21 protein-coding genes and 4 pseudogenes are annotated in these 17663 nt (G+C 43.5%); 6 read left to right on the forward strand and 19 right to left on the reverse strand.

All coding sequences use genetic code 11. The features are described from left to right. Nucleotides 1–141 precede the first annotated feature (141 nt). From AC0IYG_RS03885 to AC0IYG_RS03910, 6 genes and pseudogenes are all read right to left on the reverse strand, one after another. A complete protein-coding gene (locus tag AC0IYG_RS03885) occupies nt 142–507 on the reverse strand; it encodes a hypothetical protein (RefSeq protein WP_471709716.1) in 366 nt (121 codons plus the stop codon). A 52-nt stretch (nt 508–559) separates the two neighbouring features. Next, entirely contained in the window at nt 560–964 is a 405-nt protein-coding gene (locus tag AC0IYG_RS03890; RefSeq protein WP_471709717.1) for a substrate-binding domain-containing protein, read from the reverse strand. 247 nt (nt 965–1211) lie between these two features. Then, nucleotides 1212–2035, reverse strand: a pseudogene (locus AC0IYG_RS03895) (energy transducer TonB). A gap of 28 nt (nt 2036–2063) precedes the next feature. Next, nucleotides 2064–2645: an ExbD/TolR family protein gene (locus AC0IYG_RS03900; RefSeq protein ID WP_471709719.1), complete on the reverse strand. Its 582-nt coding sequence runs from the start codon at nt 2643–2645 to the stop codon at nt 2064–2066. 35 nt (nt 2646–2680) lie between these two features. Further along, nucleotides 2681–3295 (reverse strand): ExbD/TolR family protein, encoded by a 615-nt coding sequence (locus AC0IYG_RS03905; RefSeq protein ID WP_471709720.1) that lies wholly within the window; start codon nt 3293–3295, stop codon nt 2681–2683. Nucleotides 3296–3356: 61 nt separating this feature from the next. Further along, nucleotides 3357–4203, reverse strand: a pseudogene (locus AC0IYG_RS03910) (MotA/TolQ/ExbB proton channel family protein). 697 nt (nt 4204–4900) lie between these two features. Between AC0IYG_RS03910 and gatC the strand changes: the two are divergent. Next, a pseudogene (gene gatC / locus AC0IYG_RS03915) lies at nt 4901–5119 on the forward strand (Asp-tRNA(Asn)/Glu-tRNA(Gln) amidotransferase subunit GatC); the annotation flags it as partial. Nucleotides 5120–5147: 28 nt separating this feature from the next. On the opposite strand, the gene AC0IYG_RS03920 reads toward gatC, so the two are convergent. The 4 genes from AC0IYG_RS03920 to ruvX are packed head-to-tail and all read right to left on the reverse strand — an operon-like array spanning nt 5148 to nt 7018. Further along, nucleotides 5148–5438, reverse strand: a complete 291-nt coding sequence (locus AC0IYG_RS03920; protein ID WP_471709770.1) for a nitrilase-related carbon-nitrogen hydrolase — start codon at nt 5436–5438, stop codon at nt 5148–5150. Further along, a complete protein-coding gene (locus tag AC0IYG_RS03925; protein ID WP_471709722.1) occupies nt 5429–5944 on the reverse strand; it encodes a nitrilase-related carbon-nitrogen hydrolase in 516 nt (171 codons plus the stop codon). The genes AC0IYG_RS03920 and AC0IYG_RS03925 overlap by 10 nt, the downstream gene beginning before the upstream one ends. Nucleotides 5945–5975: 31 nt before the next feature. Continuing rightward, on the reverse strand, nt 5976–6560 hold the full coding sequence (gene def / locus AC0IYG_RS03930) for a peptide deformylase (protein WP_471709723.1): 585 nt from the start codon (nt 6558–6560) through the stop codon (nt 5976–5978). Between the two features lie 44 nt (nt 6561–6604). Further along, complete coding sequence (ruvX, locus tag AC0IYG_RS03935; RefSeq protein WP_471709724.1) at nt 6605–7018, reverse strand: Holliday junction resolvase RuvX; 414 nt, start codon at nt 7016–7018, stop codon at nt 6605–6607. Between the two features lie 118 nt (nt 7019–7136). On the opposite strand from ruvX, the gene recJ reads away from it, so the two are divergent. Then, nucleotides 7137–8849: a single-stranded-DNA-specific exonuclease RecJ gene (gene recJ, locus AC0IYG_RS03940; RefSeq protein ID WP_471709725.1), complete on the forward strand. Its 1713-nt coding sequence runs from the start codon at nt 7137–7139 to the stop codon at nt 8847–8849. Between the two features lie 39 nt (nt 8850–8888). Further along, nucleotides 8889–9620 (forward strand): LPS export ABC transporter ATP-binding protein, encoded by a 732-nt coding sequence (lptB, locus tag AC0IYG_RS03945; RefSeq protein ID WP_471709726.1) that lies wholly within the window; start codon nt 8889–8891, stop codon nt 9618–9620. 357 nt (nt 9621–9977) lie between these two features. Here the strand turns inward: lptB and AC0IYG_RS03950 are convergent, their stop codons facing one another. Both AC0IYG_RS03950 and recO read right to left on the reverse strand, forming a co-directional pair. Continuing rightward, nucleotides 9978–10694, reverse strand: coding sequence for a hypothetical protein (locus AC0IYG_RS03950; protein ID WP_471709727.1), 717 nt, complete (start codon nt 10692–10694; stop codon nt 9978–9980). 67 nt (nt 10695–10761) lie between these two features. Continuing rightward, nucleotides 10762–11457 carry a DNA repair protein RecO gene (gene recO / locus AC0IYG_RS03955; RefSeq protein WP_471709728.1) on the reverse strand — a complete coding sequence of 232 codons (696 nt, stop codon included), beginning with the start codon at nt 11455–11457 and terminating at the stop codon, nt 10762–10764. A 252-nt stretch (nt 11458–11709) separates the two neighbouring features. Here recO and AC0IYG_RS03960 point away from each other — a divergent pair. The 3 genes and pseudogenes from AC0IYG_RS03960 (at nt 11710) to AC0IYG_RS03970 (ending at nt 14253) form a co-directional block, all read left to right on the forward strand. Beyond that, nucleotides 11710–13602, forward strand: a pseudogene (locus AC0IYG_RS03960) (amidophosphoribosyltransferase). A 131-nt stretch (nt 13603–13733) separates the two neighbouring features. Then, entirely contained in the window at nt 13734–13955 is a 222-nt protein-coding gene (locus AC0IYG_RS03965; RefSeq protein ID WP_471709729.1) for a DUF6265 family protein, read from the forward strand. Next, the gene (locus AC0IYG_RS03970; RefSeq protein WP_471709730.1) at nt 13942–14253 is read left to right on the forward strand and encodes a DUF6265 family protein; all 312 of its coding nucleotides are present in this window, start codon (nt 13942–13944) and stop codon (nt 14251–14253) included. Before AC0IYG_RS03965 ends, AC0IYG_RS03970 begins: the two co-directional genes overlap by 14 nt. Before the next feature lie 43 nt (nt 14254–14296). On the opposite strand, the gene AC0IYG_RS03975 is transcribed toward AC0IYG_RS03970, so the two are convergent. The 7 genes from AC0IYG_RS03975 to AC0IYG_RS04005 form a co-directional block, all read right to left on the reverse strand. After that, complete coding sequence (locus tag AC0IYG_RS03975) at nt 14297–14743, reverse strand: DMT family transporter (protein ID WP_471709731.1); 447 nt, start codon at nt 14741–14743, stop codon at nt 14297–14299. 24 nt (nt 14744–14767) lie between these two features. Continuing rightward, nucleotides 14768–15079 (reverse strand): NADH-quinone oxidoreductase subunit NuoK, encoded by a 312-nt coding sequence (nuoK, locus tag AC0IYG_RS03980; RefSeq protein ID WP_471709732.1) that lies wholly within the window; start codon nt 15077–15079, stop codon nt 14768–14770. Beyond that, on the reverse strand, nt 15076–15264 hold the full coding sequence (locus AC0IYG_RS03985; protein WP_471709734.1) for an NADH-quinone oxidoreductase subunit J family protein: 189 nt from the start codon (nt 15262–15264) through the stop codon (nt 15076–15078). The genes nuoK and AC0IYG_RS03985 overlap by 4 nt, the downstream gene beginning before the upstream one ends. Further along, on the reverse strand, nt 15182–15595 hold the full coding sequence (locus AC0IYG_RS03990) for an NADH-quinone oxidoreductase subunit J family protein (RefSeq protein ID WP_471709735.1): 414 nt from the start codon (nt 15593–15595) through the stop codon (nt 15182–15184). The genes AC0IYG_RS03985 and AC0IYG_RS03990 overlap by 83 nt, the downstream gene beginning before the upstream one ends. 41 nt (nt 15596–15636) lie before the next feature. Next, nucleotides 15637–16071 (reverse strand): hypothetical protein, encoded by a 435-nt coding sequence (locus tag AC0IYG_RS03995; protein ID WP_471709736.1) that lies wholly within the window; start codon nt 16069–16071, stop codon nt 15637–15639. Nucleotides 16072–16107: 36 nt separating this feature from the next. Next, nucleotides 16108–16932, reverse strand: coding sequence for a 4Fe-4S binding protein (locus AC0IYG_RS04000; RefSeq protein WP_471709737.1), 825 nt, complete (start codon nt 16930–16932; stop codon nt 16108–16110). A 69-nt stretch (nt 16933–17001) separates the two neighbouring features. Continuing rightward, nucleotides 17002–17622 carry a thioredoxin family protein gene (locus AC0IYG_RS04005; RefSeq protein WP_471709738.1) on the reverse strand — a complete coding sequence of 207 codons (621 nt, stop codon included), beginning with the start codon at nt 17620–17622 and terminating at the stop codon, nt 17002–17004. Between the last annotated feature and the right edge of the window lie 41 nt (nt 17623–17663).

A 17663-nucleotide genomic window follows, 5' to 3' on the forward strand; every position in this document is an offset into this window, starting at 1 on the left:
CAAGTCCCAAATCTTAAATTGTATTACACTTATTAAAATTCTTACCCGTAGTCACTTCAAGCTCCCTTGGATAAGGTACAGTTGGTAATAAGCCCATTTTTTGAATAATAAGCCCTCCTACATCCCGTGCGATGTAAGTCATTAATCCGCCACCCAAGCCAGAGTATCCTTCACGGCTGATGATGTATAAATCTCTGTGGAGCGGGTATCTCTTAACTTAAGTCCGCCTTGAAAAGGCTGTATGTAATTTGATAATGAATCCGGATTTGCCTTTTGCGCTACGCCCATCACATGGATTCCTTTCGATAACTCTTCGGATGCCAGTGAATGTCCGTCGCTGATCCAGCTAACACCAATAAAACCCAGGTGTAATGGATTTGTCCGCACATCCTTGATTACATTCTCGTTAGACCCTGCTGAAATAATACGCAAACGTTGAATATTGGTAATCCCAAACTTATTCAGGACAAAATTAAGGTTGCTCGCATTCGCATTATCAAAAACCAATGTTATCAACCCGCTTTGATTTCCTCCTTTAAGCTGAGACCAATCTGTAATCTTACCCTTCCAGGATCGACTTGATTTCCGGCATTGTGATCAGACTGTCTGAGTTGGTCTTACTTACGACCAAAGCCAGTCCATCCGTTGCAATGTGCTGAAATTTATGTGATCCTTTCTGCTTCTTAATTGATTCAATTTCTTTCTCCGTAAGCTGACGCGTTGAAAAGATAATTCTTGCGCTGTCATTGAGCAGCTGACGAATCGCTTCCTGCTCTGGCTTATAAGTCAACTTGAAATGCGTGTTAGGATAAATTCCTTCGTACGCGTTAGTAAGTGCATTAACAATGGGTTTGAACGACTCGTCGGATGCAACTGTAATTGTTCCTTGCCTCGGATTGTCTAAACTACCATCAGAAGACCCACAGCCCATCAAGCCAAGAAACCCTAAACATGTGCCAAACATGATGCTGGCTGACCAAAATTTCATAGTTCCTCGCGATATCTCCTTTTCTCCAAACCCTATATCCTCTGTAAGCTCCGTACAAAATAAGTGTGCCAGCAAACGCATTTCTTGCTAAACTGCCGACAGGTAACAACCTAAAAGACAAGGAGGAGAGGATCAAAAAGACCCCTCCTCCTATGTATGTCAGAGCCATTAACACAGAGGTTAGATCACCGATCTTCTCATGCAATGGTTTTTCCCTCATGAGTTACTCCAGTTGGAAATTGATTGGCAAATTGTATTTAACACGAACCGCACGTCCTGATTGCTTTCCTGGTTTCCACTTCGGCATTGCTTTCACAACACGGATAGCTTCTTCATCGCAACCAAAACCAAGCCCTTTCAACACAGCCACATCTTGAATACTTCCATCCGTATTTACTACGAATGACATAAACACCCTTCCTGAAACGTTTGCACGTGAAGCTGCACTTGGATACTTGATATTTTTACCTAAGTATTTGTACATCTCCGCTGTACCACCCGGAAACTCAGGCTGTTGCTCAACAACTGTAAAAACCTTTTCTGGTTCTGGAGCTGCTTCAACAACAGTTCCTTTGCTAGGCGCTGCAACTGCTTCCGGAGCTACGATAATTTCGTTCGCATTTGGATCTCCTTCAACTGTTTTATCAGCAACAACAGCTTCTTTAATTTCTTCCACTGTTGGTGGTGGCACTTCTTCAGGAACTTCTTCATCCTTTTTAACCTCAGGAGGCAAGAACTTTACCGTGTTCACCTTAGGTTGTTCAACCGGTGGCGGTGGTGGCGGTGGTGGTTCTGCCGGATCTATTGGCGGCGGTGGTATTTTCATTAAATCCACCTCAACCATTGCAACCTCTTCTTCTTCTCCAGCTGTCAGTTTGTTAATGATTGACGGCGTAAACATTGCAAGAATAAAAGGGCAGCTCCGATCAAAGTAGCCTTCGTCACATCAGCACGATATCCCTGACGAAGTGAAAATGCACCGTACGCCTTGTTGCGATCAGCAAACACTATATCATCCAGTGTAGCATTCGGGCCTATTTCTGCCATGGCGCTTTGAATTAGATTTGATTAATAGTTATTTTTCTTCGATTTTGTCACCCAAGAGCTTCTTCTCTGAATCAGTAAGCGTCTCTACAAGTGCATATCTCTTTGATTTGGTAATTGCCATTTCGTCCAAAACGTCAACCATGTTTTTGTAAGTCGACACAGGCGTTGGCTTGATTACCACAACAAAAGGATCGTTTCCTTTTTCATCCTTTGGGTTTGCAGCATTGATACGTTTCTGAGATGCAAAAATCACGCTTCTCAAATCGAACCCATAGCGGGTTGTTTTTAGAGATGCTTCTGCTTTATCATCGTCCGCAGCTACCCCGTCAAGATAATAAACGTCGTCATTCGATCCCATAAACAGGGTAAGCACTTTTGACGCTTTCAACGGTTCAGTTTTCTCTTGATCTTGCTCATCGGTTTTATCAGGCACCGCCAACGTCATTGAAGTTGGTTTCGACATAGTTGTCGCAAGCATGAAAAACGTAATAAGCAAAAATCCTAAGTCCACCATCGGTGTCATGTCCACACGGGTGGACATTTTCTTGGCCCGAACCTTACCGTCGCCTTTGCCGTGCCCACCACCACCGGATTCTTCAATTGCTGCCATTTCTTTGTCTTAATTAAAATGATCTTGTTAAAAAACTAGTCGTTCGTGTAGCCGGCAGGCGCTTGTTCGCTGCCTGTGATCAGGTTGAACTCGTTGATATTCTGCGACTGCAGGTCAGACAACACATCTTTGAAAACTGGAAACTTAGAAAGATTGTCGCCTTTCAAAGCAATTCTCAACTGACTGTTTGCTTTACGTGCAGCATAAACCCAGTCTGCCAATTCGCTAGCTCCTGTTGAATCAACTGGAATACCAGGTTGCTTCACATTAGGCATTTGCTCTTTTGACATGTTCAACCACGGTTTCAATTGGTTCAACGGAAATCCGAAGCTTGATTGCAATGCAAATTTTGCTTTTTCATTTTCCGTAAACGTGATCCCTTTTGACTGACCAATGTTTTCAAGCATTGCTGCTCTTACTGGTTTCGCGTCCACTCCGAAGAACACTTTGCCCGCCTTGTCAATACTAATGACCATAATGTCATCATCTGGAACTTTGATCTGCGAAATAGAAGACGGAGTGGTAATCTCCGCTTCATTCGACTTAAAAGTTGCCGTCATGATAAAGAACGTCAGAAGTAAGAACGCTACGTCAGTCATCGCTGTCATATCCGTATGCGGCGCATGTTTCTTAGGTCTTACCTTTCCCATAACAAATATATAAGTTTTTTGTATATTAACGAAACTTTCATATTAATAGTTCAAAAAACTATCAATAATGTGTAGCAAAGTTTGATTGAAGGCTTAGGCCGATTTCATCAATGCTATAAGTAAGGTCGTCAACACGGCTGTTCAAGTAAGCGTATGAGATTGTTGCGATTGCAGAAGTACCGATACCAAGTGCCGTATTGATAAGGGCCTCAAGAGATACCTGTTGCAAGTGCAGCTTTGCAGTCAGGAGAACCTGATGTACCCAAGGCCGCGAACGCTTTAATCATACCGATTACCGTTGCAAGAAGTGCCAAAAGTGTAGATGCACCCGCAAGTGTTGCGATAATCGTCAAGTTTTTCTGAAGCATTGGAAGTTCAAGCGTTAGTTGCTTCTTCGATCTCCTTCTGAAGTGCAGCCAGTTTTTGCTCTTTGTCAAGCGCAGTTTCAGTTGTCAACTGCTTATATTTTCAAAAGACCTGCTTTGATAACGTTACCAACAGATCCTTTTTGTCTGTCACATTCTTTAATTGCTTCTTCGATTTGGTTTCTGTCAAGAAGGCCTCTGAGCTTCACAACGAATGAATCGATGCTTCCAGATCCCTGAGCTTTGTTCAAAGTGATCAAACGCTCGATTGTAAATGTTAAAACGATCAGGAAACAAGTCATCAAAATTGGTACGATTGGACCTCCTTTGTAAACGATTCCGTAGTAATCACCATCGATTGGGCCTTTTGCATGATCGCCGTCTTTAAAGTGTTCGGGAGCTGCCAGAACGAAAATGTAAACGCATAATGCAATCGCAAATAGTAGAGGGATTACCAATGCCGGGTTCAAACCGCCTTTGCCTTTTTGTTGCTGCCGCAGCAGGCTTTGGAGCTGGTGCCGGACTTGTAGCTTTCTTTTCCATCGGACTTTTACTTTTAAAGGTTAAATTGAGATTTTGGTTGTGAATTAAATAAAACTTTTGGTTAAAACTGGATTTGGTAAAATAAAAATTTTGATTGCGTTTTGGATAATCGCCTTCTACAAAAGTATGAGTTTTCCTTTTAAAAAAAAGCAAGCATTTCGTCAGTTTTTTTCTCTAAATTTTTGACATAGCCCGTCAGAAATTGCATAATTTGAAGAATACACGACATTTAATTTTCTTAATTATTCTCGTTTTAGTGCTGATTAAGAACAGAATGCATCCGAATGGCAAATTTATACATAATTGTACTCTTTACTACAATCTCAGCGAACATGTTTTTCAAAGGGCACATTTGTATTTCAAAATATTTCAACAAACCCTTAGAAAAGCAAATATTATTTTTCTCCTACTATCAGCGAATTAACATTTTTAAAATTCGCGTGATGAACAATTTAACGTTCAAAGTAAATTTTACTAAAACAACAGAATCAAGATGCCGGTTTCCTTTGCGGATTATCCCTTGTCCGCTAATAATTTTCTCGATCCCAAATCGAATTGCAAAATTTGGTAATTTTGGATTACCGTTTCAGTCGGTGCGCTAACTTAACAAATTGATAACACAATGAAAATTGACAAAGAGTCCCTCCACTAAAATTGCTCAGCTTGGCTCGTCTCGACATCAAACCGGAAGAAGAAGCAGGCTCTACTTGCGAGCATGGACTCCGTGTTAACGTGGATGGAACAGCTGAACGAGATAGATACTAACGGCGTCGAGCCGCTTACTCATATATCGGATGAGGTAAATAATTGGCGGGAAGACATTGGCGTCAATAGCATAAGACCCAGCGAAGAAGCGCTTGCAAATGCGCCTGCGAAAAATACTTCCTATATAATGGTGCCGAAAGTGATTGAGTAAGATTGGAGACAATGTGTCCCTCCTATCCTCAGTTGATAGAAAAACTGTCTGCGTCGGCCAATACGGGGAAGGAAGCGCGATATGCATGCAGATCTGCCTTATTGAATGTTACAATCTTTTCTGTTTCCGCAGCTTGCAGCATGGCCAGCGGCTCTCCCAAATAATCCAGCGCAACAGAATCGCCCTGATAAGTCAATCCGTTCGGATCAGATCCTATTCGGTTAACACCCACCACGTAACATTGATTTTCAATCGCCCGGGCCGCTAGCAACGTGTTCCAGGCATGAGCGCGTTTGGTTGGCCAATTCGCTACATATATAAGGAGGTCATATGGATCTGCCGCAACATTGCGGCTCCCGAAACCGGAAACCGCAGATCATAGCAAACGAGCGGACAAATTTTCCAGCCTTTGTAATCGATAATCAGTTTCGAATTGCCAGGCGTGTAAGTCTGGTCTTCCTTTCCTAATGTGAAAAGATGGCGCTTATCATTATATAGGTAAGAACCATCCGGCTGAACACCAAGCAGCCGGTTATAAAACTTTCCTTCCTCCTTTACGGCAAAGCTGCCAACGATCAATGCCTGCGTTTGCGCAGCCACTTTTTGTTTCATCCAGCGCGTGGTGGTATAATTCAGAGGTTCTGCAACAGCCGTATTCATTGTAAAACCAGAATTAAACATTTCCGGCAAAACTATCAGATCCACGCGCTCAGGCAGTTCCGCAATCTTTTCTTCGAGAGAAGCAAGATTAGCGGTGGTATTTTCCCGAAAAAGATACCGTCTGGATAAGCGCGACAGATAATGTGTCGCTTGGCTGCGCTGCACTCATGAAATAAGGCTCTTAACAATGTCAATATTATCTCCTTCCGGGAAAGCGCATTCTGTAATCCGCATCCACATTTCCTTTGGTAATGTCTGCTAATTTCTTTTTGATAAACTGCTTTTTCAAAGTCGGCAGATAATCAACAAAGAGCTTTCCGAGCAAGTGATCATATTCGTGTTGAATAATACGTGCAGCCATTCCCGTGTATTCTTCCTCGTATTCATTCCAGTCAGTATCCCGGTAACGGATTTTCACGCGCTCAGGGCGATATACATCTCCCCGAATGCCGGGAATGCTCAAACAGCCTTCTTCGAACGCCCATTCCTTACCGGTTTCTTCCAGGATTTCAGGGTTAATGAATGTTTTCTTAAAATCGGCCAATGAAAGATCCGGCTCATCATCATCGTCATCATCTTTTTCACTGAATGGTGTTGCGTCCACCACAAACACGCGGATATTCATTCCGATTTGCGGAGCGGCCAGACCAACGCCATTTGCGCCGTGCATGGTTTCGAACATATCTTCCGAAAGCTTTTTGAGATCGAGCTGGTCTTTTTCAACAAATTGGGTTGGTTTTCTCAGGATTGGATCTCCGTAAGCTACGATGGGATAAATCATTGTAATGCGACTTTATGCGTTCTTTAATGTATTTTCTGTTCGTCTTATCTGCGACTTTCCATAAAGGATTGCAGTATAATGGTTGCACTGATCTTATCAATGTTGCCTTTCTCGCGCCGGTCACTCTTTTTTGAACCTGAGGCGATCATCGATTGCAACGCCATGGATGACGTAAACCGTTCGTCGTGCGTGTGTACGGGTGTATCGGGAAATGTCTTTTTAAGTAATTTGACAAAGGTCAAAACCCTCGCTGCATTCTCACTATCCGTGTTGTCGAGCCGCTTGGGCAGTCCTATTATAAATGCTTCAACTGCTTCGCTTGTTGTGTATTTTTTCAAAAAGTCGAGCAGGTCATGCGTCCGAACCGTTTCCAGTGCCGTAGCAATGATCTGCAACGGATCTGTAACAGCGATCCCGCTGCGTTTGGCACCATAATCAATCGCCAGAAGACGTGGCATTTTCCTAAATAATGTTAATTGCTTGCAAAGATAAGACGTTTCAACTAGCTTTTCCTGATTGTGCAGACTGATCATAGATTTTGATTCGCGCATGACAGAATCCCATTATCTTTGTTTCATGATTGAAAAGCGCTGGATACACAACCCTGAATTTACCTCTGAACAACAACAAATTGTCCTCGAACTGGCAGAATCCCTCAAAGTAAGTCAGTCCCTTGCAGCATTATTGGTGCAGCGCGGAATCCTTGATTTTGAGCAGTCACGTAACTTTTTCCGCCCTGATCTTTCACAGCTTCACGATCCATTTTTAATGATGGACATGCATGCGGCGGTGGCGCGGATCAATGCAGCAATTAGCAGCGGAGAAAACATTCTGGTTTACGGAGATTATGACGTGGACGGAACAACTTCGGTGGCATTGTTCTACGGTTTTTTGAAAAAAATATATCCTAATCTCGATTATTACATTCCTGACCGTTACGAAGAAGGTTATGGCGTTTCCTGGCAAAGCCTTGATTTCGCACAAGAAAACGGCTTTTCACTTATCGTGACATTGGATTGTGGGGTCAAATCAGTTGATAAAGTTACCGCAGCCAAGGAAAGGGGAATTGATTTCATTATTTGCGATCACCACCGGCCCGGCGCGGAGTTGCCGCCAGCAGTCGCTGTCCTTGACCCGAAGAGAGAAGATTGTGCATATCCATATAAGGAGCTGACCGGTTGCGGCGTAGGCTTTAAACTGCTGCAAGCATTTTGTATAGATCAGGAAATTGACCCGAAAGGATTGTTTGATCATCTTGATTTATTAGTGATCAGCATTGCGTCAGACATTGTTCCTATAACGGGTGAAAACCGGATTCTGGCTTATTATGGTTTGCAAAGGCTCAATGCAGCCCCACGTTGCGGCGTTAAAGCACTTATTCAAATAGCAGGGCTAAATGGCGTGCTCGATATTACAAATGTTGTTTTCGGACTTGGCCCAAGAATCAATGCAGCCGGCCGCATTAAGCATGCAAAAGAAGCGGTGAGACTTTTGCTTTGTGACGAAGACGATGTGGCCGCAGATTTTGCACAGGAAATTAACAATCACAACAGCGAGCGGCGGACTTTTGACACAAGCATTACGGAGCAGGCGCTTTTTATGATCGAAAACGACGACTGGTTTACGACTGCAAAAAGCACCGTACTATATAAGGAAGACTGGCACAAAGGCGTGATCGGAATTGTGGCCAGCCGGTGCATCGAAAAATATCACCGCCCAACCATTATTCTCACACAATCACACGGAAAAGCGGCCGGTTCTGCCCGTTCTGTTTCCGGTTTCGATGTGTATGAAGCGATTGAGGAATGTGCGGATCTTTTGGAACAATATGGCGGGCACACCTTTGCAGCCGGGCTTACATTGCCGCTGCAAAATGTGGAAGCATTCAAAACGCGCTTCAACGACATTGTGACCAGCCGCATTTTGCCGGACCAGCTGATTCCGATGATCAACATTGATATGCTGCTCGACCTGGAAGTGATTACGCCGAAATTTTTTAACATTCTTCGTCAAATGGGCCCTTTTGGTCCTGGCAACATGACGCCGATCTTCGAATCGCGGAATGTTTCACTGGCTGGCAGGCCTACGATCATGAAGGAGAAGCACTTGAAATTTGATGTGAAGCAGAATAATTCGGGAATATTTACGGCCATCGGGTTTGGTATGGCGCACTTTTATCCTGATCTGGTTAACGGAAGGCCGTTTTCGATCGCTTACTGCCTCGAAGAAAATAACTTTCGCGATAAAAAAACGTTACAACTGTCTTTAAAAGACATTAAACTGCTTTAAGCGGATTTTCCGCCCAGCAATTGAAATAGACATAACACAATGATATTAAGAACTGAAAACCTTGTAAAAAAATACGGGGTTCGTCTTGTCAACAATAATGTAAGCTATCAGGTTGAGCAGGGCGAAATTGTGGGTTTACTGGGGCCAAATGGCGCGGGTAAAACGACCTCTTTTTACATGGCCGTAGGATTGGTGAAACCAAACAGCGGAAAAGTTTATCTTGACGATAAGGACATTACAAGTCTCCCCATGTACAAGCGCGCACGCCTGGGCCTGGGCTATCTGGCGCAGGAAGCGTCTGTTTTCAGATCATTAACGGTTGAAGAAAACATTCGTGCTGTGCTGGAAATGACCGATTTGTCGCGTGCGGATCAAAAAGCAAAGGTCGAGGAATTATTGGAAGAATTTCACTTAACACACGTTCGCAAAAGCAAAGGAATGGTCCTTTCCGGAGGAGAACGCCGCCGGACAGAAATTGCCCGCTCACTCGCTGTGGACCCGAAATTTATTTTGTTAGACGAACCCTTCGCTGGTGTGGACCCGATTGCCGTGGAAGACATTCAAAGCATTGTTGCCAGGTTGAAGCACAAAAACATCGGCATTCTCATTACGGATCACAATGTAAATGAAACATTGTCGATTACGGACCGTGCTTATCTTTTGTTTGAAGGAAAAATATTGAAACAAGGAAGCGCCGAAGAATTAGCGGAAGATGAAGTGGTCAGACGCGTTTATCTGGGTCAGAATTTCGAGCTCAAACGGAAAATCTGATTGCCTGAACATAGAAAAGGGAACGCTTCGCGGCATTCCCCTTCTTACAATTATTCACCATGAACTGTATTGGTTTCAGGAACGAAACCGCAGTTATTATTTTTTAGGACACTTTTTACAGTGTTTCCCTTTCTTTTTATATTTCTCGCAACACTTTTTGAAAACACATTCTGTATTCTCGCTGAATGATTTCATCCAAGTTACCTCTCCAACTGCACAGTCCGCAGGATCATTCAATGTAAAAGCGCTCATTCGTTTGCTGTTATGATGCAACAAATGTAAGCGCTATTTAGAATGATTCAAACAATTGGCAAAAATTATTTTGAATAAATCTAAATTACCCCTTTCAGGAATTGTTTACTGGATCTTCTCCCAAATTTCATGGACCGGTTTGCCCTCGCTGCTCTTGCCGCTATGATCCCAGCGCCCATTTTCCAATTTATGATTGAATGTCAATGTTGAGCCTACGCGGTTATTGTTTTTAGAAAAGAACTCGATCTTCTCACTGTATTTTCCATTCTTCACCGTGTAAGTGCCGCCGCCGGTTGCATAAAATCCTTTGACAGCAGGATCAATTGCAAACCATTGAAAACGCGTTGCAGACAGCAGTTTCAATGTTTTCCGCGTGCCTTCCTGATGGATTTTGACCAAAGCTCCCTGATCGCCCTCCTTTTCGGTAATGTGCCAGGCACCGGCCATTGGCGCAGATGCTGCATCGTCGACACGCATCCAAACCATAGCTTCTTCGTATCTCAATGTCAGGATATCGTCTTTTACAGTAACGGTGAAAACAATTGGAACGCCAATTTTTGCAGTATCCGCAGAATTAAATTCCGGCGTATAAGTCATCTGATCGCCGCTCATTGTAAACGGCCCACCTTCTGCTCTTTCAAAATATTTATTGCCAACGCTATAAGACGCGATAGCCATATAATTATCGGCAACAATAAGGGTTGAAGCGCTGCCAGTCGGCTCCTGCGACTTCCACGCGCCTTTCGGAACCTGGGACAGGCCTTCTTGGGCAAACCCTAATAAAGAAGCGAAAACAAGTGTGGCTGTCAGTAAATGTTTCATGGGAAGATTAAATTTTGATATGCAATATACGTTATCAAAATTATGCCACCATTCGCTACAAAGCTGCCTATTTCAGGACCTCCCGCAAAACTTCCAGCGATTTGATCTCACCCAGCGACTCCATATGGATTTTATAGAAAAAGATCAGCTTTTCGAGGATCATAATGCGCCGCGATCTATCCAAAGGAACGCTGATCCCATAATGGTGATCCAGTAACTGAATGGTCGCATTGCGCTCGGTTGCGTCCGGTATATGCGGGAAATGGTTGTTTTTTAGTTCATTTTCAAGGTCGTCCACCGCTTCAATTCCAAACCCAAGAAACGACGCCAATTGCATTAGGAACTGAATGTGAAAGTTTTCAAAAGTGTCATCCGCCTCGTCAAGAAACAGGACCGACTCTTCGATAAAATGAAAAAGTAACGGGTTACTTTCCTCTTCTTTCAAAGTTTTTCCCAGCATTTCTGTAACAAAAAGCGCCAGGCTTGACTTTACAACATCATAAGGCAATGTTTGAAATGGCTGGTAACATTTCATCTCCGAAATCCGGTGAATGGTGTCCTCCTTGCTTTTGTGATACACAACCATATCGAGCAATGTAAGCGGCTGAAATAATGCGATCCGGTTGGTTTTAGACTTGCTGCTCCTTACTCCATTTACGATATAAGTCTGAATACCAAAGGCTTCCGTGTAAATCTTTGCGATAATGGAAGATTCGCGGTAACGAATATAGCTTAAAGCAACGCCTCTGGTTTTATGTAACATGATATTTAGCTGGCCTTTTAATCAAAAATAGTTATCTTTCCATTAGTGAAAACGGGTAACCACTTTATTAAGATTTTTACCCGCAGAACTGGGTTGTAAAATTCGGCGAAATTAGCAGTTTTTTAAGCCAAAGGATTTGTACCTTTGCGACGCATAACGAACTATTTTAGAATACAAATTCGTTAGGTTATTATTCAAGGAATACGATTTGCAGACTGCAAATAAAAATATTTCTAACGCATAACTCTTCATATGAGCGACGCCATTAAGCATGAGTGCGGCATAGCACTTATCCGTCTTAGAAAGCCTTATCAATATTACATCGACAAGTACGAGACACCGCTATACGCAGTCCACAAGCTTTCGGTAATGATGGAAAAACAGGTAAACCGGGGCCAGGATGGAGCCGGAGTAGCCAACATCAAGATAGATGTTCCGCCAGGAAAACGATACATCAGCAGATACAGATCCGTAGAGCCTCAGCCACTTACGGACATTTTCTCCAAAATTCACAAGAAATTTCGTAAGGGATTAAAGAACCACAGAGACCGTTCTACGGACGGAAAATGGTTGCAGGAAAATCTGGCTTTTACAGGCGAGGTTTGGCTGGGTCACCTGCGTTACGGGACACATGGTTCCAATGAAGTTGAGAACTGTCACCCGATGCTGCGCCAGAGCAACTGGAGAAGCCGGAACCTGGTGATGGCGGGCAATTTCAACATGACCAATGTGGATGAGCTTTTTGGAAAACTTGTATCATTGGGACAGCATCCAAAAGAAAAAGTGGATACTGTAACTGTGATGGAGAAAATAGGACATTTCCTGGATGAAGAAAACCAGCGCGTGTTCGAACGCTTCAAGGGAATCTACGAAAATCCGACGCTTTCAGACGTTATTGAAGAGAACATTGACCTGCCGCGTTTGCTTTACAGGTCATGCCGCGATTTTGACGGAGGTTATGCAATGTGCGGTTTGACAGGTTACGGCGCTTCATTTGTGATCCGCGATCCAGCCGGAATTCGGCCTGCATTCTATTATGCTGATGACGAAGTGGTTGTGGTTGCATCTGAAAACAGGCGATTAAGGCTGCTTTCAATGTTGATTATAATCAGATTCAGGAAATTACACCGGGTTCAGCATTGATCGTTGACAAAAACGGCGAATACAATGAATTCCCGATCTTGCCTCAGCTTGAAAAACGCTCTTGCAGCTTTGAAAGGATCTATTTTTCACGCGGAACTGATCCGGATATTTATAACGAACGCAAGCAATTAGGCAAGCTTTTAATTCCTCAAATTCTTAAAGAGGTTAATTACGATCTTGAAAATACAATCTTCTCCTACATTCCGAACACTGCTGAAACCGCGTTCTTGGGAATGATAGAAGGTTTGGAAGAATATCTTGCCGAAAAACGTCTAGCAGGCCATTATGGAGGGCATTCTGTTTGAAGCCGACCTGGAAAAAGTGCTTTCGTTCAGACCAAGAATTGAAAAATTGGTTACCAAAGATGTAAAGTCGCGGACATTTATTACTGCCGATGCTTTGCGTGACGATATGGTTTCCAGCGTTTACGAGACAACTTTCGAAGTTGTGCGCAAGAATGTGGATACGGTTGTTATTATCGACGACTCCATTGTTCGCGGAACAACGCTTGAAAAGAGCATTCTAACCATGCTGGATCGGTTAAGTCCCAAGAAAATCGTTGTGGCATCGTCCGCTCCGCAAATCCGTTTCCCGGATTGCTATGGAATTGATATGTCAAAAATGAAGGACTTTGTCGCTTTCCGGGCTGTGTTGAAATTATTGGAAGTACGCGATCTGGAATATTTGCTTGAAGACACTTACATGCATAGCGTCACTTCAATTGCAACCAAAAATCCATATCATACCAATTACGTTAAAGCATTGTACGAGCCTTTTACAGATCAAGAAATTTCAGATAAAATTGCCGAAATCATCCGTCCGAAAGATTTGAATGCAGAGCTTTCCGTTGTTTTCCAGACAGTTGACAACTTGCATAAGGCTTGTCCGCAACATTTGGGAGACCGGTATTTCACAGGAAATTATCCAACATTAGGAGGAAACAAAGTGGTTAACAGAGCATTCGCCAATTCTCACGAAGGAAAACTGGAAAGAGCTTATTAATCCAAAAAGCATAGAAATAGGAAGAGCCGTTGCACATTTGCGACGGCTCTTTTTTTGTAATTCAGCTAATTTTATGGAAATTGGCGCATTCGGCAGATCTTGTTTCTGCATTTATTTAAACCTAAATCCTAATGATCAAATTTACCAAAATGACATTGCTGAAAGCTTGTTCCCTATTCTTCGCACTTTGCCTGACCGCAACATTTTCAAGTGCTCAAACTGCCACCGGAACGCTTAATGACATGAGTTTCCTCGAAGGCCACTGGAAAGGCACTTACAATGGCGGCCCTATCGAAGCCGGCTGGACTGCGCCCGGAGGCAACATTATGGGTTATTCGTATGATAAAGGATGACAAACCTGCTCTATATGAAGTGTTTGCATTCGAACAAGGTGAAAAAGGCCCGATTGCAAGAGTGAAACATTTTAAACCGGGGCTAATCGCTCTGGAAGAAAAGAATGTTTCCGACACTTACAATTTCATTGAAGCCAAAAAGAATCAGGCATTGTTTGAAAAAGATGATGTTTCCGTGCGCATCATTTACGAGAGACGTTCTCAGAATCAGCTAGTTATTCAGCGTGGTAAAATGGAGGATAAAAAATGGGTTTTTATGGACCTGTTCGTGTTTACCCGCGTCTCGATCTTGATTTAGCCAAAACAACATTAAAAAAGCGATTCAGAAATGGGTCGCTTTTCTAGTTTTTAAGGATTAAATAAACACCTGCTACGAGCAAAATTGCGCCTGCAATGCGTGGAAGGGTGATTTGATGCACTGCAAATCCTTGCAATCCGTAATGGTCAATGGTGATTGCCGCAATCATTTGTCCAGCCACGACCAGACAGATCATATTCGCAGGGCCAATATTTCTGACAATAAAAACAACGGTCAAAACGTAAAAAGCACCCAAAACGCCGCCCATGAAGCGTGTCCAGGAAATTTGTTTCAGATCGGAAACGCTTGGAATCGGGTTTTGATTAAAGCAGGCAAAAGCGATCAGGAGAATGACAAAACCGACAAAAAACGAGGTTAATGCTGCTAAAATGGGGTTATTAAAAGATTCGCGCAGCTGCACATTCACCCCGGATTGCACCGCATTGCTTATCCCGATCAAGAAAGCCAAAAACAGAAAAAACCAATGCATTGAAATCGAGTTTAGGAACAAAACCTATTGTTTCAGCTCATCTACTTCATCCGGATCCACAGATCTGAAAAATCCATAAACGCGCAGGATAATTGCCAGCGCGACCGTCACTTCCGCAGCCGCCACGACAATCACAAAAAGGGCAAAAAGCTGACCGCTCAACCGCTCCGGATCATAGCGACTAAATGCTACGAGGTTGATATTGACCGCATTAAGCATCAATTCAATGCCCAGTAAAATTCCGATAAAATGGCGTTTTGTAATCGCGATGGCCAGCCCAATGCAAAACAAGGCCGCGGCAACGATCAGATAGTGATGAATGGGAATGGATGTCATGATGCCGGATTGCGGTTCATTGCCAAATATGCTGCCCCGACGAGCGTAACGAGCAAAACGATGGCTGCAATTTCAAAAGGCAACAAATGGCTGGTCATCAGTTCAACACCAATCGTTTTGATGGTCGACTTGCTGGTGATGGAGTCTCCTGCCATTTTGAAATCGGCGGAAAGAATGATTTTCATCAAAAGCACAAAAAAACCTGCGCCTTATCAACCCCCCCCAAACTTCACGCTTAATGAGGATTTCAACGCGGTTATGCAGCTTTGGATCGTCACTTTTGGTCTTTTGAGTGAGCATAATTCCGAAGATCAACAGCACGAGAATTCCGCCTACGTAAATCATAATTTGCGTTACTCCTAGGAAGTCCGCGCCCGCCAACACATATAATGCTGCAACGCCAAGAAACGCCAAAAACAATGCGAAAGCGCCGTAAATGAGATTTTTTGAAAATAAAATAAACAACGCAGAAGCGATCGCTAGTATTGAAAATCCGTAAAAGGCGGCAACTTCCATATTGTAATCTCAGCTTTTAATTCGATAGGCAAAACTAAACCTTATTCCTTAGGCTTAGGCTTCATTGTCGGGCGAAATGCGGGTTTGGCCTTTATTTCTTCCGAGCCAGCGTCGGGTTTGATCTCCGCTCTTGGTTGCTCAATTTTCTGCTCCTCGACCTTCGGCTCTTCAAGTTTCGGTTCACTTTGCGCAGGAGCAGCCTTCGGTTTCATCGTCGGACGGAATGCTGGTTTCGGCTTGGCTGGTTCTGCCGCAGCTTCAACTTGCGGCTCCTCAACTTTTGGCAGCTCAATGCTCGATTCTTCAACTTTCAACTCCTCAACTTTCAACTCCTCAACTTTCGGCTCAACTGCTTTCGGTTTCATCGTCGGACGGAATGCAGGTTTCGGCTTAACTGGTTCCAAAGCATCTTCCACTTTCGACTCTTCGACTTTCAGCTCATCAACTTTTGCCTCTTCAATGTTCAACTCCTCCACTTTCGACTCACCGGAACCGGCGGCTTCATTTTAGGCTTAAAGATCGGCTGTAGCAGCCGCAGGTTTTGCAGGCGCTTCAATTTCCTCAATTTGTTCGTCTTGCGGTGTCTCAGTTTCAACAATAGGAGCAGGTTTTTTTGGTAGAAAAACAGGCCGTGCCGGCTTGACTGCGGGTGTTTCCTCCTTAACCTCCTCTTTCGCTTCCGTTTCCTGCACTTTCGGCTTCATACCCGGTTTAAATACAGGCTTAGCCGCACTTGCAGCTGGTTTTTCAGCAGTTACTTGGGGTTTTGGAGCCGCTTTCAATGCTTCTTTTTCTTTCTGGAACTGTTCGAGCAAGCGACGCTTTTCATCTGCTTCCTCGGCGGTAAGATTGGAGTAATTGTAAACCATATCCCGCACGTCCAACTCGCTGTAATCGAATGTTTTGGTCATTGTAAGACATTCCGTCGGACAAACCGTCGTGCAAAGTCCGCAATAGCAGCACTTCGCCATGTCAATGTCAAACTTGGCAGCATAAAGCCGGATCGGTGACCCGTCGGATGCCCGACCCACTTCCTCGATGGCCTTAATCGGCTCAATATCAATACAATCGACCGGACAAACTTTCACACATTTATCACAGACGATGCAGTCATCAATTTCATTATGCAGACGATAACGGCCGTTGTCCGGAATGGGAATCGTTTCCAATGGATATTGAATCGTCACCATTCCTTCCTGCACGCCAAAAAAATCATCTGTCCGGATATCAACCAGCTTACGACGCTTCCGGGCACTCCATAAATGCCTCAAAGTCAGTCGCATTCCCGTTACAGTTGTGCTGATTCCTTCCGATATATTTCTAAAATAACTCGACAAACCTCTTAATATGATTTTGCTTAGCTTATTCTGCCTATCGCAAATATAGACTAAACTGATTTTTAAAACTTACTTTTCGACCAAAACACCTTCCAATAAAACCCGCAATTCATTCTGCAAACTCAAAGACTTGTCCGCAATATACCAGCGCTGTATTTGTTCCGAAAATTCCTGATAAGTCATGGCCGGATTCGCCTTATAAGCATTCATCAACACCTGTCCTTCTGCCGGCCTTGGTCCCCATGTGAAAAGTTCATTGAAATCTTCATCAACTGCGACCAATTTCGGAATAGAACGACCTCCATGAGTCAGATAAGCATCTATAATGGGCAGATTTTCGTCCCTTAACAGTATTTTCACGGTTATTAACGGATTTGATAAAGTGGCTGCCACAATGGGCGGGATATTTTGCGAAGCGTCGCCACACCAAGCCTCGGTCAAAATATACCAGGTTTGCGGAATCGTAATCTGATTGATGGTTTCCTTCAATTCCTCCGTCACGACCACCGTCTTATTGAGGCGCTGCATCCGGGCCAGATTTAATCTTGTATAATGGTTGAGATCTTCCGATTGTTTTTCGCCGGTCGTCCTTTTTTCCAAGACAACTTTTTCCATTAACCGCATATAATCGGCGTAAGAATATGCATTTGCTGTAACCGCCAATGGAAACAAATCTGCTACGTTTTTCATCTGATTTCTTTATTAAAAAACCCTTTGAAAGCGCTTTCGGT

The sequence above is a fragment of the Dyadobacter sp. AC419 genome (assembly GCF_979253085.1).

Bases quoted from the DNA above. Each gene is read 5' to 3' on its own strand.
- recO (WP_471709728.1), bottom strand. From the start codon at position 11,457: ATGTTACATAAAACCAGAGGCGTTGCTTTAAGCTATATTCGTTACCGC.
- AC0IYG_RS03975 (WP_471709731.1), bottom strand. From the start codon at position 14,743: ATGCATTGGTTTTTTCTGTTTTTGGCTTTCTTGATCGGGATAAGCAAT.
- def (WP_471709723.1), bottom strand. From the start codon at position 6,560: ATGATTTATCCCATCGTAGCTTACGGAGATCCAATCCTGAGAAAACCA.
- nuoK (WP_471709732.1), bottom strand. From the start codon at position 15,079: ATGACATCCATTCCCATTCATCACTATCTGATCGTTGCCGCGGCCTTG.
- AC0IYG_RS03890 (WP_471709717.1), bottom strand. From the start codon at position 964: ATGTTTGGCACATGTTTAGGGTTTCTTGGCTTGATGGGCTGTGGGTCT.
- lptB (WP_471709726.1), top strand. From the start codon at position 8,889: ATGATATTAAGAACTGAAAACCTTGTAAAAAAATACGGGGTTCGTCTT.
- AC0IYG_RS03970 (WP_471709730.1), top strand. From the start codon at position 13,942: ATGATAAAGGATGACAAACCTGCTCTATATGAAGTGTTTGCATTCGAA.
- AC0IYG_RS03990 (WP_471709735.1), bottom strand. From the start codon at position 15,595: ATGGAAGTTGCCGCCTTTTACGGATTTTCAATACTAGCGATCGCTTCT.
- AC0IYG_RS03950 (WP_471709727.1), bottom strand. From the start codon at position 10,694: ATGAAACATTTACTGACAGCCACACTTGTTTTCGCTTCTTTATTAGGG.
- AC0IYG_RS04005 (WP_471709738.1), bottom strand. From the start codon at position 17,622: ATGAAAAACGTAGCAGATTTGTTTCCATTGGCGGTTACAGCAAATGCA.
- AC0IYG_RS03900 (WP_471709719.1), bottom strand. From the start codon at position 2,645: ATGGCAGCAATTGAAGAATCCGGTGGTGGTGGGCACGGCAAAGGCGAC.
- recJ (WP_471709725.1), top strand. From the start codon at position 7,137: ATGATTGAAAAGCGCTGGATACACAACCCTGAATTTACCTCTGAACAA.
- AC0IYG_RS03905 (WP_471709720.1), bottom strand. From the start codon at position 3,295: ATGGGAAAGGTAAGACCTAAGAAACATGCGCCGCATACGGATATGACA.
- AC0IYG_RS03985 (WP_471709734.1), bottom strand. From the start codon at position 15,264: ATGAAAATCATTCTTTCCGCCGATTTCAAAATGGCAGGAGACTCCATC.
- ruvX (WP_471709724.1), bottom strand. From the start codon at position 7,018: ATGCCACGTCTTCTGGCGATTGATTATGGTGCCAAACGCAGCGGGATC.
- AC0IYG_RS03965 (WP_471709729.1), top strand. From the start codon at position 13,734: ATGATCAAATTTACCAAAATGACATTGCTGAAAGCTTGTTCCCTATTC.